At 40.3% G+C, this 14,276-nt stretch carries 12 protein-coding genes; 7 read left to right on the forward strand and 5 right to left on the reverse strand.

Going from position 1 to position 14,276, the window contains the following annotated elements; translation table 11 throughout:
- Nucleotides 1-463: 463 nt before the first annotated feature.
- The 7 genes from AM592_RS22585 to AM592_RS22615 all read left to right on the forward strand — a co-directional run bounded on the left by AM592_RS22585 (nt 464) and on the right by AM592_RS22615 (nt 11,210).
- A complete protein-coding gene (locus AM592_RS22585; RefSeq protein WP_053605850.1) occupies nt 464-6,346 on the forward strand; it encodes a lamin tail domain-containing metallophosphoesterase family protein in 5,883 nt (1,960 codons plus the stop codon).
- 160 nt (nt 6,347-6,506) lie between these two features.
- Nucleotides 6,507-6,971, forward strand: a complete 465-nt coding sequence (locus AM592_RS22590; RefSeq protein WP_053605851.1) for a hypothetical protein — start codon at nt 6,507-6,509, stop codon at nt 6,969-6,971.
- Entirely contained in the window at nt 6,968-7,567 is a 600-nt protein-coding gene (locus AM592_RS22595; RefSeq protein ID WP_053605852.1) for a TetR/AcrR family transcriptional regulator, read from the forward strand. The genes AM592_RS22590 and AM592_RS22595 overlap by 4 nt, the downstream gene beginning before the upstream one ends.
- Before the next feature lie 3 nt (nt 7,568-7,570).
- Nucleotides 7,571-8,008: a DoxX family protein gene (locus tag AM592_RS22600; protein ID WP_053605853.1), complete on the forward strand. Its 438-nt coding sequence runs from the start codon at nt 7,571-7,573 to the stop codon at nt 8,006-8,008.
- Between the two features lie 377 nt (nt 8,009-8,385).
- On the forward strand, nt 8,386-9,564 hold the full coding sequence (locus tag AM592_RS22605) for an MFS transporter (protein ID WP_053605854.1): 1,179 nt from the start codon (nt 8,386-8,388) through the stop codon (nt 9,562-9,564).
- A gap of 195 nt (nt 9,565-9,759) precedes the next feature.
- Nucleotides 9,760-10,452: a 2-phosphosulfolactate phosphatase gene (locus AM592_RS22610; protein ID WP_053605855.1), complete on the forward strand. Its 693-nt coding sequence runs from the start codon at nt 9,760-9,762 to the stop codon at nt 10,450-10,452.
- Entirely contained in the window at nt 10,449-11,210 is a 762-nt protein-coding gene (locus AM592_RS22615) for a phosphosulfolactate synthase (RefSeq protein WP_053605856.1), read from the forward strand. The genes AM592_RS22610 and AM592_RS22615 overlap by 4 nt, the downstream gene beginning before the upstream one ends.
- Nucleotides 11,211-11,308: 98 nt before the next feature.
- On the opposite strand, the gene AM592_RS24265 is transcribed toward AM592_RS22615, so the two are convergent.
- The 5 genes from AM592_RS24265 to AM592_RS22635 form a co-directional block, all read right to left on the reverse strand.
- A complete protein-coding gene (locus tag AM592_RS24265) occupies nt 11,309-11,464 on the reverse strand; it encodes a hypothetical protein (RefSeq protein ID WP_158320336.1) in 156 nt (51 codons plus the stop codon).
- Complete coding sequence (locus tag AM592_RS24270) at nt 11,465-11,818, reverse strand: GNAT family N-acetyltransferase (protein WP_211086229.1); 354 nt, start codon at nt 11,816-11,818, stop codon at nt 11,465-11,467.
- On the reverse strand, nt 11,781-11,999 hold the full coding sequence (locus AM592_RS24880; RefSeq protein ID WP_053605858.1) for a hypothetical protein: 219 nt from the start codon (nt 11,997-11,999) through the stop codon (nt 11,781-11,783). The genes AM592_RS24270 and AM592_RS24880 overlap by 38 nt, the downstream gene beginning before the upstream one ends.
- 93 nt (nt 12,000-12,092) lie before the next feature.
- Entirely contained in the window at nt 12,093-12,722 is a 630-nt protein-coding gene (locus AM592_RS22630; protein ID WP_053605859.1) for a YitT family protein, read from the reverse strand.
- Nucleotides 12,723-12,873: 151 nt separating this feature from the next.
- Nucleotides 12,874-14,142, reverse strand: a complete 1,269-nt coding sequence (locus AM592_RS22635; protein WP_053605860.1) for an MFS transporter — start codon at nt 14,140-14,142, stop codon at nt 12,874-12,876.
- Nucleotides 14,143-14,276 lie beyond the last annotated feature (134 nt).

Genomic DNA, 14,276 nt, shown 5'->3' on the forward strand with positions numbered 1-14,276 from the left:
TAGGGATTGTGCAATTATTGAGTGGAACTGTGTAATTATCCCCCGTAACAATGCAATTATGACGTGAACTTGTGCAATTATTTCAGCCAATTGTGCAAAAAGCGGAAAGAATTGTGCAAATCCATGCTGTAATCGTGCAATTGCAGCAGAAATATCTTCATTTGGTGATCTAAGCTTTACGTTTAGTCACTCCACATGATGTAGAGGATGTATCACCCGTAATTTCCCTCGACCAGAATCCGCTATCAATTAAATGAATATTCAGATCATTTACAACCTTTATAATTAATTTACAATAATAATTCTTATATTTACGGACGGTTAACATTCAAATTATAAACTAAATGTGTTTGATACATAAGAGGGGAAGGTGATTTCAACTTACTACAGTGTAACGTCAAGGGACTCCATAGCTGTTTGGACAAAATAATGTTACAAGGAATGGGCGGGGAGAAAGAAAATTATGAGAAGAAGAATGCTTTCTATGTTACTTTGTTTATCTCTATTCGGTACTACGTTTGCTTCGAGCGCAAATGCAGTAGGGAATGTGAATCAAAGGCTAGTACCATTGCATGTTGACAAAAGTTCAAAGCCGTTATCGATAACGGAGGTTTATTCGGATGACAAGGCAAGTCCGAAAATTGAAGGTGCCGGCGATCAAGATTTGTTTGAGTATGTTGAAATCTATAACAATACGAATGAAAAGGCAGATTTTAATAAGCTGTACGGCATTAGCTACAGCTACGATTCAAAGCATAAGGATTTGTCAGTAGCCTCTGCCGATAAAAATGATGGAAATGTCATTATTCCTGCCAACAGCCCGGCAGTATTCTGGGTAGAGAGAACGAATGAATCGATTTCCGGAGCTGCCCGAAACTTAACTGAGGCCGATTTTAGAAACTATCATAACATTCCGGACAATGTCCCGGTCTTCAAGGTACGCGGTCAGGACGGGATTGCTGATAGTGATGGGGATTTCATCATTTCCAAAAAAGACAATAAGGAAGACGTGTTAAGTGAAGTTTCCTATACAAAGCAAGATGTAGCTGACGGCAAAAGCTTGCACCTAAGAGTGCCGGCTTCGGGTACAAAGTCACAAAGCTATAAACAAAAAGGAGAACCAACTGCCGGAACAATTGAAAACGAACAATTCGTTCCACAGAAAAACAGTGAGCCGATCATAAAACATAAGCCGGCTGATTCCGTTGAGCAGGGTTCTGACCTCAAGGTGTCAGCAGAAGCCTCAGATACTGACGGTGATCCATTAACTGTTAAACTATTTTATAAATCAAAAGAGAGTAACGACTATAAAGAATACCAGATGAAAAAAGAGTCTGGCACAAAGTATACATATACGATTCCAGCGAAAGAGTTATCGGGGAATAAAGCTTCCTACTATATAACTGCTAGTGATGGAAAAGCCTCGGTACAATCTGATGAATTTGCAACAGCTATTGACGAGAAAAAAGCTTCACTCAAAAAGGCAGGTTCTCAGGATAATAAACCAGCCATGCCCGTTTTGCTGACAGAGGTTTATCCAAATGACAAAGCGCATTCGGATATCGCTGGAGCAGGATCGAACGATCTTTATGAGTATGTTGAAATCTATAATAATACGAGCAGTGATATCAATTTTAACGAGCGTTATAAAGTTAGATACAATTTCGTTTCAAATCTCAAGGATTTGTCCGTCACATCTGTTACAGACTCTCAAGATAAAAACGTAATCATCCCGGCGAACAACCCTGCAGTTTTGTGGGTAGAGCGCACGAGCGGAAGCATTACCGGAGATGCAAAAAATGTTACTGAAGCAGATTTTAGAGCATATCATAACATTCCGGAATCTGTTCCCGTATTTAAGCTTCGCGGCCAAGACGGGCTTGCGAATGCCGACAGGGGATTCCAGATTACAAATAAAGAAAACAATAATGAAATCATCAGCGAAGTTTTTTATACAAACGATGATGTAGCTGACGGGAAAAGTCAGCATCTAAGAGTTCCGAAATCGGGTTCGCTATTAGTGAATTATCTTCAAAAGGGTAACACATCAGCCGGAGATGTAGCGCCGGATCAGCTAATCCCTTCTGAGAATAAAGAACCGCTGATCCAGCATCAGCCATTGGAGTCAGTGAAAGCAGAGTCGGATTTCAAGGTGACCGCTGAAGCCACAGATGCTGATAGCGATCCGTTGACATTAAAGCTGTATTATAAAACATCTGAGTCTGCGGAATACACAAAAAAAGAGATGACTAAAGAATCAGGCAGCAATTTTTCTTATACGATTCCAAAAGACGAGCTGTCAGGCAGTAAAGTATCCTATTATCTTGAAGCAAGTGACGGGGAAACTGTGTCACGTTCAACAGACTATGTTGTCCCTGTTCATGGAGCAAATCCTAAGACGCCTCCTGTTCTGATCACGGAAATTGCACCGCATCCTGCAGGAGATTTTCGATTAGGTACGGGTAATCAATATGAGTTTATCGAGTTTTACAATAATTCCGATAAACCTCTTAATCTTAAAGGCTATTCCCTCTTCTATTTATACCCTGGGAACACAGATCCTAAACAGTGGACAATCCCTGTGGATACGAATATCGAACCGTACAGTACGGGTGTCATTTGGTTTGCAAAGGAAGCGATCAGCGCAGGGTTTACGAACGTAGCTGATTTTAATACACATTACAATTCAACACTAAAAGACAATGACGTTATTTTTTATGACAACAGCAAGCCTGCCGATTTCAATTTGCCAAATGCAACGAATCGCGGGTATGCGATTTCAAGCTCTGACAGCGTGAATGACATTGTCGTTGAGGCTTGGTATGATTCTGCGAATGCTTCAAGCCCTGACAGATTGGTAAACGATGTGAGAAATGGCGTTATCCGATATTCGTATCCTGACTCAGGGAAAAAAATGGAGAGACTTGATACAAGAAATTACGCCAATCCCGGCAATCTAGATAAAGGCCAGGTGCCGTTAAAAGATGGGAATGATATGATTGCTCCATCGATTAAGCATGATCAACTTATTTATAATGTCGAAAAAAATAATGCAACAAAAATAACGATCGAAAGTGATGAAGAACTTTCCAAATCTGAACTGAAATATGGATTAACTACGGACAAAGGCACCGACTTTACAGGGAGCATGGATCTTACCTTGAAAGAAAAATCGGACGGCCGTTATGTGTACGAGGGTTCCCTGACCATATCAGAGCCGGGAACTTATCGCTATATGATTGTCGCAGAAGATAAGAGCGGGAACGTAACGAAGTTTCCTTATAATTCATTAGGAAATGTCCTGACTGTTAATGAAAAAGGAAGAGAAGTAGCGCTTCCGGAAAAAGGATTGTCCTTGAACGAAGGAGCAATGCTTAAGGAAAATGTCGGTTTTTATGCGTACGGGGAACATGCGAACGATGAAATTACGGTCACTCTCAATGGGGATCCGCTTAATCTGAGACCTGCTTTGCCTGGACCTGTTCAGTTCGGATTCCAATCAAGAAGCATTGATCAAATTTATCAAGCATCTGCGAGTGCAAAAAATCCTGCAGGTGAAAGTAAATTTATTGAAAGATTGCTTCCGAAATATTTGCAAGAGGCGTGGTATCTCTATGATGTGTCGCCGGATTATTTCGTATCCAATCAGTCTGTATCCATCCATACGGGCAACGAGAATATGCCTTACGACTTAGACACACATGATAAATATTTTGGAAAAACGAATTACGATGATTTTGATGTGAAAAACGTTCATATTATTTTGCCGGACGGTACGCTTGTTAAACCGGAAACAGTCCGCAATTACCTGGGAAGTAAATCGGAAACAGAAGTTTCATATAGTGAAAATGTCTATTTCCCTCTCGGAGATGGCGGCGGCGGGAGCAGCGGTAATTTAAATAAACCGCTGATCAGCGAATTTAAATTTCCTATTCCTTCTGACAAGTACACGGCGAGATATTCTGAAATTGATACGTCAAAATTAGCTGATGGAACCTATTCTCTTGAAATGAAGATAGGCAATGATTCAATTCAAAAGGTAGAAACAAAGATAGATAATACGAAGCCTGTAATAAAAGGTATTAAATACGGTACAGAAGATTACTTGGAAGATTCGAAGAGTCCTAAAGGGCCAATTACTTTTTCAGTAGAAGCTGATGATAATCTCACAGGTATTTCTAAAGTGGAAGCAAAGTTAGATGATAAAAAGATTTCACTGCCTTACGAGACTTCTTCTGCTATTCTCTCGCCGGGCGAGCATGTCATCTCTGTAACGGCCTATGATGGGGCCGGAAATCAGGCAACGAAATCCGTAACGTTCAATATCAATGAGGAGAAGCCGCTTGAGCCCGGTCAAGTTTCACCAGAAGACTTTGCTGATTCTGTATCGAGAAACGCGACACTTCGAGCAAAGGTAACAGATCCGAGCGGCGATCGCATGGATGTAGGATTTTACAAGGGCAGCAAATATGATTTTGCCAGAAAAGGCCATATCAAAGGTTTTACGAACATTGCGGACAGGGAACCTCCGCTGACAGTGGCACCTTCAGGGGAAACCGCGATTGAAAAAAACGACCAAGCAAAAATTGCCTATGAAGATGGGAAATACCTTGTTAATGACAGTCCTTCTGGATTCCCATATCACAGATTTGAAATTTCTGTTGATGAGCAATTAAATAATGGCAGTACAGTAGAGCTTTACTGGAAAGGAAAAACTTTACCTAATCGAAAAGTTACGCTTTATGCTTGGGATTATCAAGAAGAAAAATGGCAGGCGTTAAAAGCGGAAACCGGCAACGCAGAAGAAAAAGATATTGTCCTTTCGTCAGAGGTCGAGATCGGTAAGTATGTGAAAAACGGAAAAATCCAAGCAATGGTTCAGGATGAAATTAAAAATCCAAATGATCCGTTTACGATGCTTTGGTTTACAGATACCCAGTTTTACGCTGAATCCTATCCGCATATTTTTGACACACTCGGTGACTGGATCGTTGATGAATATAAGAAAGGGTCTTTTGAATACGCCATTAACACAGGTGATCTGGTCAATAAAGCGAATGATGATGCCCAGTGGAAAGTAGCAGACAGCAACTTGAAAAAATTAGATGATGCAGGCGTCCCGTACGGGGTTCTGGGCGGAAACCATGATGTAATCATCGACGGTGTGGATTACTCCTATTACAAAAAGTACGTAGGTGCTGATCGATATAAGAATAAGCCGTGGTTTGGCGGAGACATGGACAACAACCGCAACCATTACGATCTTGTATCGTTTGGCGGCCATGATTTCATTATCCTTTATATAGGATTTGGCACCGAGGATACACCAGAAACGATTGCGTGGGCGAATGAAGTGTTGAAAAAACATTCGGACCGCAATGCGATTTTAGCCATGCATGCCTATCTAGAAGGAAATGCAACTCTGTCTAAAATGGCCCAAAATGTATTCGATCAAGTCGTTAAGCAAAATGATAATGTGTTAATGACGGTCAGCGGACATTACCATGGCGCCAACCGCAGAGTTTCAACCGTTACGAACTCTGACGGAAGCAAGAGACAAGTGCTGGAAATGCTTTCTGACTATCAAGGAGGTCCTGAAGGCGGTCAAGGATATGTACGGTTTTTAACCTTTGATCCTGAAGCAGGAAAGCTGGATGTAGTAACCTATTCTCCATATAAGAACGACTATAATTTCTTTGATGATGGAGATGTGGACACCTTTACCGAAGACATTCAGCTGAAGGATTACAACAAACGAGTGGCGACCGATTACTTTGCTGCGAACGTGTACTCTAATGAAAAAATTGGCGAGCATAAGAACGTAGAATCCGGAGGAATTGCGTCAGCTAAATGGAGAAATCTAAAAGCGAACGAAACATATTTCTGGTACATGAACATTACAGACCAATATGGCGCTACCAGACGTTCCGACATCTACAGATTCTCAACAGGGCCTGCCGAATCTCCAAATCCACCAGGTGATGATGGCGGAGATGATAAAGATCCGATCGATAAGGATCCAAATGATAAAAACCCGATTGATAAAGATCCAGTCGATAAGGATCCGAATGAAAAAGACCCAGTCGATAAGGACCCAAGTGATAAAGATCCGATTGATAAAAATCCGGATGACAAGGATCCAATCAACACGGACCCAGTTGACTACAATCCAGATGATCATGATCAGCAAAACGATGATAATGGCCAAGACGAATCTTTTGATCCAATCGATGAAAACCTGCCGAACACAGCAACAAATGTGTATAATTGGTTAGCCGCAGGAGGTATATTGCTGATTGCAGGAACATTACTGCTGGTAATAAGACGAAGAAAAATGTTCAACTGATTAACGTTACACCTTATATAGAAACAAAAAGAAGTCAGTATTGGTTGATGCTGGCTTCTTTTTCGATTGATACAATAAATAAATTGACAAATAGAGGAGAGGATTTTTATAATATAAATAAAAACAGACTGACGGTTTGTTTATGAAATGGGGATTATTTATGAGTGAGGAAACAAGAAAGTCTGCCGGATGGCTTATCATTATCCTGCCAACAGTGATTATTGGCGGTGTCAGTATTTTATCGCTATTAATAGGTTCACCCGCCTATCAGGAAAATCCGCTTCGCCAAGATTTATGGAGAGCCGGCCATGCCCCTGCCGGTATATTGCTTATTTTGTCTTTAGTGGCCTTTCTCTACATTGATCGTACAAATTGGAGCAAGCAAATGAAGCGGTTGATTCGCTCGGCGATTCCCGCATCGGCCATACTCTTGCCAATGGCATTTTTCTTTTCTGTTCTTACCCCTGATGCAACCGAGCCAAATGGTTTTATCTATTTGGCGTACGTAGGAGCTTTCAGTTTAGCAGCAGGACTTATACTGCTTGGGATAGGATTGATACGGAAGCCGGCGGAAGTAGAGGTAAACAGCAATCAGAATCAGTTTAAAATGGAGGATTCAAATTGAAGCAGGCAGAAAGGCGGCAACAAACCATACAATTATTACTTGAGACCACAAATCAATTGGTTCGCGAGAAAGGGTGCAATTCGGTTACGATGAAAGACATTGTGGACAGATCCGGTCTTTCCAAGGGGGCTATTTTTCATTACGTAAAAAGCAAAAACGAGATCTTTGCATGGGTCCTGCAGGAAGGACTGGATGACATTGACCAAAGGTTTACCGATCGAGTGAATAGCGGCAAAAAAGAATTTCAGGGTCCTTTAAATGAAATCACCAAACGATTCGATGAACTTCAAGATCCTGAAAGCGTGACGAACCAAATCCTTGTATATTTGCTCGCAAAAAACGGCCAGAAGGAAATTGACGAGGTGCTCGATCGGTTTTACCACCAATCTGTTCGGCTTTCCCGCCAATGGATTGCAACGGGGCAAAAACATGGCGTAATCCCAGCTTCGGTGGATTCGAACAAAATGGGGGAGCTGTTCGTCCTCATTTCATTCGGGCTTCGGATGCGATCTTTCCTGACAGATAAAGATTCATCCTTTCACATCGATGATTTTGCTTCATTTCTTAAAGTAACGTTAAATGGAGAGAGGGGATAACAGATGGCACCATTTATCACACTTATTTTTGCTTTTATTTTATTATATACTGGTGGCTTACTTGGCTGGACATACATGGCTCAATGGCAGCATGCTCTTCAAGGAGCTGTAGCAGCAATGTTTTTGCTGACAGCTTCGGCTCATTGGGGGAAAAGAAGGCCGGATCTTATTCGAATGGTACCCATGATTTTCCCGCGTCCAGATTGGATTGTGACGGCAACTGGCTTGCTCGAAATCATCGGTGCTGTCTTACTTGTGATTCCATTCACTTCTACGGCAGCATCAATTAGCCTTGCAATCATGCTATTGGCCATGTTTCCGGCGAATATCCGTGCATCACGTGAAAAATTGCAGCTTGCTGGAAAAGAAGCGATGCTGATTAAAGCACGGACTCTTATTCAAATTGTTTTCTTGCTTGCTGTGATTTTAGCAGGGCTTTAGTGTTGGTTCGCTTTGTATCATTCCTATATAAAATTGAATACAAAGAGCTTTCAGGTATAAATATGCCTAAGAAAATGTAATGAACTTTCTTAACTTTTCCCGCGTGCTCATTACATATGGTATTTGCCGATTCGTTCTTTCAACTTCATTCAGTCCTTCGTGGATTAACCTCAAGACTGCCCTAATAATTGGTGTCTTCATCCTCACCTTAATCAATAATATCCTCATTTTGAGCAAATAATATTAATCAAAAATCGTCTACTTCAATTACAGTTAAATTTTTATTTTTTTTTATCAAATCGTCTAGACATAATCTTTTTTTTGTCTTATTATTTCATCTTGTGCTTAAAAAAGATTATGAAAAGGGGTGTGGGTCAATGACTCGTTTAAATTTCTCAAGAACAACTGTTTTAGCTTTCTTTATGATTAGTACATTTGCCATTGGAATGGTGGAGTATGTTGTTACAGGATTACTCACTCAATTCGCGGAAGATTTGAATGTGGAAGTATCAACGACAGGATTACTATTGAGTGTCTATGCGATTAGTGTAGCAGTCTTTGGTCCACTCCTTCGAATGATTACGATAAAATTTCCGCCAAAGCCTTTGCTTATTGGTCTAATGGCAGTATTTATTCTGAGTAATATCATTGCTGCAACTGCGGCAAACTTTGAGATCTTATTGGTTTCTCGCTTGTTATCAGCAGCTATGCATGCGCCGTTTTTTGGCTTAACTATGTCTATAGCTTATAATATATCCGCTCCGGAGAAACGTACTAGTGCAATTGCGGCGGTTCAAGGAGGGCTTACGATTGCTGTGATGCTTGGTGTGCCATTTGGCTCTTTGTTAGGCGGAATGTTTGAATGGCGCTACGTATTCTGGTTCATTGTATTCCTGGGTGTGATTGCATTGATCGGATTGATCCTCGTCACACCGAATGAACGTCCGGCAGAAGCGCCTAATTTGAAAAAAGAACTTAGCGTCTTTAAAAATAAAAATGTCCTAATGGTCCTCGCGATCATCGTCTTTGGATTTTCCGGTGTCTTCACGGCATATACTTTTAATGAGCCAATGCTGCGAGAGTACGCAGGTTTTGGAGTTCCTGGTGTCACAGTTGGAATGTTTTGTTTTGGACTTGGTGCGGTGATTGGGAACTTCGCATCTGGCAGAATCCGGCCGAGTCTATTAACAGAGAGACTGATGGCAGCATTAGTGATGTTAGCGATTGTCTTAGTATTGTTTACCTTCTTTCTGCAATTTACAATTTTGGCGTTTGTTATTTGCTTTTTCTTCGGAATGGGGACGTTTGGTACAACGCCGCTTCTTAACTCTAAAATTATTATTGCTGGTCGCGAGGCGCCGTCTTTATCCGGCACCATTGCCGCATCAATTTTTAATTTAGCAAACTGTATTGGAGCAACATTAGGGAGCATGTTATTGAATTTCGGCTTTAACTACACCATGATCACAATCGTTGCTGCAGGGATAATCGTGTTCGGCCTGGCACTTACGGTGCTTACGCATAAGGTAGAGGATAAGGAATTGTATGCTTCTTAAGCAGTTAAATAAGCTGAGCTCAATTTATTGCAGCTCAGCTTTACATAGATAAGCGCAGAATGGAGATAATATCCATTCTTTTTTTACACATTTTTTAGATATTAGCAATTTGGAACCTATAGACGCTCTTATGAATATACTTTTTTGACGTGTATAGTGGGTTCATGCCTACTTGAGCGATAGGGAGGGTTTATGTTGCCGGTAACGATTTATCAAGGCAATCACCATGTTTTAAGTCCTTCAGATATCAACATTGTCATCGACGTCATCAGAGCATTTACTGTCGCCCATTATGCTTTTCTAGAAGGTGTAAAAGAGATATTGCTGGTGCAAACGCAAAAAGAAGCTTTTCTATTGAAGGAAGAATGTCCGGAATATTTATTAACAGGGGAGGTGAAGGGCGTCGGCATCGAAGGCTTTGATTTTGATAACTCTCCAAAACGCATCACGCAGCACCAATTGAAAGGGAAGAGCCTCGTCCAAAAAACCACAAATGGTGTCAATGCTACGTTGCGAGCATTAGCTGCCCGGCATGTTTTTGTTACTGGTTTTACCAATGCGAAAACTACAGCGGAATATGTCAGAAGCATCTGCGGGAATCCAAATACTTCAGTGATCAATATCGTTGCTTCGCATCCGACAGGTGATGATGACCTCGCCTGTGCTGATTATATCAAAGGCATTATTTTAGATAATCAATCGATAACAGCCCCTGAAACAATTGCTAGGATCAAGAACTCTTCAGTTGCTGAGAAATTTTTTGATCGTGAAAATCCATTATTCGATGAAGAGGATATTTCCTATTGCACGAAAGAAATACCGGGTAATTTCGTGATGAGAGTGAACCAAGAACGTAAAGTTCCAACGATTGAGAGGGTTGTAAGATGAAAAATTTGGCGCTTACATTGCCAGAGAGAACGAGAAAGCCGCGGCAAACGGGTTTGACTGTTTTAATTGATAATGGATTTCCTATTCACTTTTTTAAGGATACGATCAACGGTGCGAGCGAGTTTATTGATTTTGTGAAATTTGGCTGGGGAACTTCTTTAATAACGAAAGACCTTGAGGAAAAGATTGTTTGTTTGAAAGAGAACAATGTGAAGTACTTTTTTGGCGGTACGTTATTCGAAAAATTTGTAAGCCAAAACAAAGTCGACGAATTTTACACATACTGCAGCTTGTACGGATGTGAATATATTGAAATATCGAACGGGACCTTTCCATTAACAAATAAAGAAAAGGCACGTTATATTGCTGAATTTTCAGATCAATTTCATGTTTTCAGTGAAGTCGGCAGCAAGGACCCTATCCTATCAAATGAGCAAAGTTCTGCTGAATGGATCGAATACATTCACGAGGATATTGAAGCCGGATCACAAAAAGTAATTACGGAAACTAGAGAAAGCGGGACAGGCGGGCTGTGTTCCAATAACGGAGAAATGCGTTTAGAGATTGTGGATGACATTCTGTCGTCTCGCATTGATATGAATCAGCTGATTTTTGAAGCGCCGAACAAGACTTTACAGACAACTTTCATCAAAAAACTTGGCCCTAATGTAAATTTGGCAAATATCGCATTTTGTGATGCAATCTCCTTAGAAACACTGAGATTAGGGTTAAGATCGGATACTTTCTATCTCTCTTGAATCGAAGAACGAACAGACTAAAAGTGTTTAAAATAACTCTTGTCTGCTTCCTCTATTTAGCAAGGGAGAGTTATTTTAAACACCCGCAAAAAGAAGAGTCACCGCGGCTTTAAGAATTGGTTAATTATCAATATACCAACAATCAAAACAGGAATAACAACAAACAATCTAATATTATCATCCAATAAATATTCACTTAAAAGAACAACAATTCCTGCATAAATTGCTAAAATTAAAGCGACTCTTTTTTTCATCTAGGTTGCTCCTTTATTATAGATCGAAGATGATTTAAATATTTGCACAAACTTGTCATCAGTTTTAAATTCTTCGTAACTCCCTTGTGTATATTCGTTAATTATAGAACGCCAAAAAATTTGAGCATTCTTATTTTTACGCTCTTGAGAAACTTCCCATTTACCTGGAAGCTTATTGAAAAGCTCAAAAGCAGTAGCTTTTCCAATTCCTTTTCTTCTCCACTTTCTCATAATGAAGAATTCTGCTATTGAGTGAGTAATATCTTTTCGATTTAAACATGATACGCTATTTACTAATACAAAACCTGCTAATTTGTTATTTACTTTCAAACAAATATGGGATTCTGCCTTCATCTTTTCCTTGCGGCGTCCAATAATGGTCAAGGTACACATACTCAAACACTCCGAAACTGTTTGAATCATTGCCAGTAAACTCGCTTCTATCATAGGCATAAAGATTAAGTAAATTCCGAAGAATTCCCTTGGCATCATATTCAGCCTCAACGATTTTCAAGTTAAAATGTCTCTCATTCATAGATTGTCACATCCAACATAGTTAATAACACGTACATTTTAACATAAAAATCCATGAAAAAACTCACTCCTATAGCGGGAGTGAGTGAATTATTTACTTTCTAAACCGGTAAATGGGAGCAGCAATAGGAAGCGATTTAAAGCGGTATTGATAGATGATATCAATGATTCTGGTGGAGATGAATTGGCAAAGAAGCGCTTGAATTACAATTTCCCATGCGATTACAGAGGCGGTAACCATAAAAATTACACAGTTCATTATAAGTAAGATCGTACCGGGATTTCCGCTTCGATAGATCGAAATCATTAGAGCAAGCGCTCCAAAGCCTCCGTTCGAAATTTTGTATTTATATAAGAGACCGATTCCAAGACCTAACAAAACCGCTCCGCCGGCTAAATCAAGCCAAAGATTTGACGAGAATTCAGTAAAAATGATATCGAAAACCATGACCGATGCAGAAGTAACTGTAATCGAAGCGAGTGTTCCGACAAAAGTTCGTACCTCCAGCCATTTTACTGCGGTGAAGAGCATTGAGACATTTACAGCCCAGACTGATAATCCATGAGGAATATGAAATAAATAATTCAGTAAAACAGCTATGCCTGCTGCTCCGCCTGTTGGAATGTCATGTGGAAATAAAAATAAGGACATGGCCAAGCCTTGCAATAGTCCTCCAGCTAAAATGATCAATGTAATTTTTACTTTCATCAGCCATCCTGTCATGAACGATAAAGACTCCTTTAATAATACTTGGATGCAGAACTCGTCCCACTGCTTTTATTTTATGAAGGCGGCTATATATAAATGACATGAAATGAAAAGATGGTTCAGTGATATCTACAGAACCATCATCATAAATTGGCTGCTGTATTCGCTAGCTTTCTTCAGCGGGCTGCAAAGCATTACCTGGAATCTTTTGCTTCCCTTTTTCTGCAGGTTCTTCATCATCCTTTTTCGCATGTATCATGGTGAGAGCCAGAATACCGACAAGCAGCGTCAAACCTGCAATAGATAAAAACATTCCTGTTCGCGACCATTCCATTAATCGTCCAAAAATCGGAGGTCCGATCGCGACACCTAAAAATCGTACGGATCCGTATAATGAAGTGACAAAGCCTCTCCTTTCTTTTCCTACGGCACCGGTAATAAAGCTATTGATGCAAGGGAGCACAATACCTGTTCCAATACAGCTTAATGCGAGAATACTGATAAAAAGTACAAGCTGCTCAAAAAAATTTAATGCAACATACGAAATCGTCATCATTACCATGCCTAGAACGATCAATTTTTTCATCAATGCTTGATTTTTGCCGATTTTGCTGCCGGTAATATAAGAAGTCACGCACATGACCAATAAGGGGATCGCAAGAATAAGCCCTTTAAATACACCATCCCTGTCATACGTTTTTTCCAATACATCTGATAAATAAAACAGGATGCCGAATAATGTAAATAAGCATGTTGCGCCAGCTAAATAGGTGGAGAAAAGCCATCTGCCCTCTTGCTTAAAAACACTCACCATTCCTTTTGCGTATTTTCCGATTGGAGGCGGCTCTTTTTCTTTCTTCTTTTCCTTAATAAAAATCCAAGCCAATAATACTGAAATGATACAAAAAGCAGGAAATGCAAAAAAAGCTCCATACCAAACAAGTAAAGCTATAAGAGAACCGATAATTGGAGAAAGAACTTTCCCCATCCCGTTCGACGCCTCGACAATCCCGAGCACTCTGCTTTCTTCAGATCCTTTAAACAGATCAGCTGAAAGGGTCATTGCGATTGGTCCTGTGCCTGCAGCCCCAAGTCCCTGAAGAGCCCGCCCTGCCATAATCCAAGGAAAGGCATTGTTAAAAAAACCGGCGGCAAAACCGGCTAACAACCCGCCTATTCCATAAAGAATTAAGCAAGGAATAATAATGATTTTTCGGGAAAAGCGATCGGCCAAATAGCCAACAATGGGAATGAAGGCTGCCGCGGTTATCGAAAACACTGTTATGACGAGACTGACTTGAAATTGTGATAATTGCAATTCAGATTTCATTTGGGGCAATATTGGAATCAGCATTGAATTGCCAAGTGTTAATATCAGAGGTATTGAACCAATTGCAACAATCGTCATGGCGTTATTGCGTTTTGTTTGCGTCATCAAAAAAGCTCCTCCTTTTCATGTGTTAGAATGTCCTCGGTTTGGCTGTTTATTCAAGGTTGAAGAAAAATTGCATAATGGAAAATCCTTTTCAAATAATAATCCAACGGAAATCGAAATCTGAATCACAGTGA

The organism is Bacillus gobiensis (assembly GCF_001278705.1).
Lineage (GTDB): Bacteria > Bacillota > Bacilli > Bacillales > Bacillaceae > Bacillus > Bacillus gobiensis.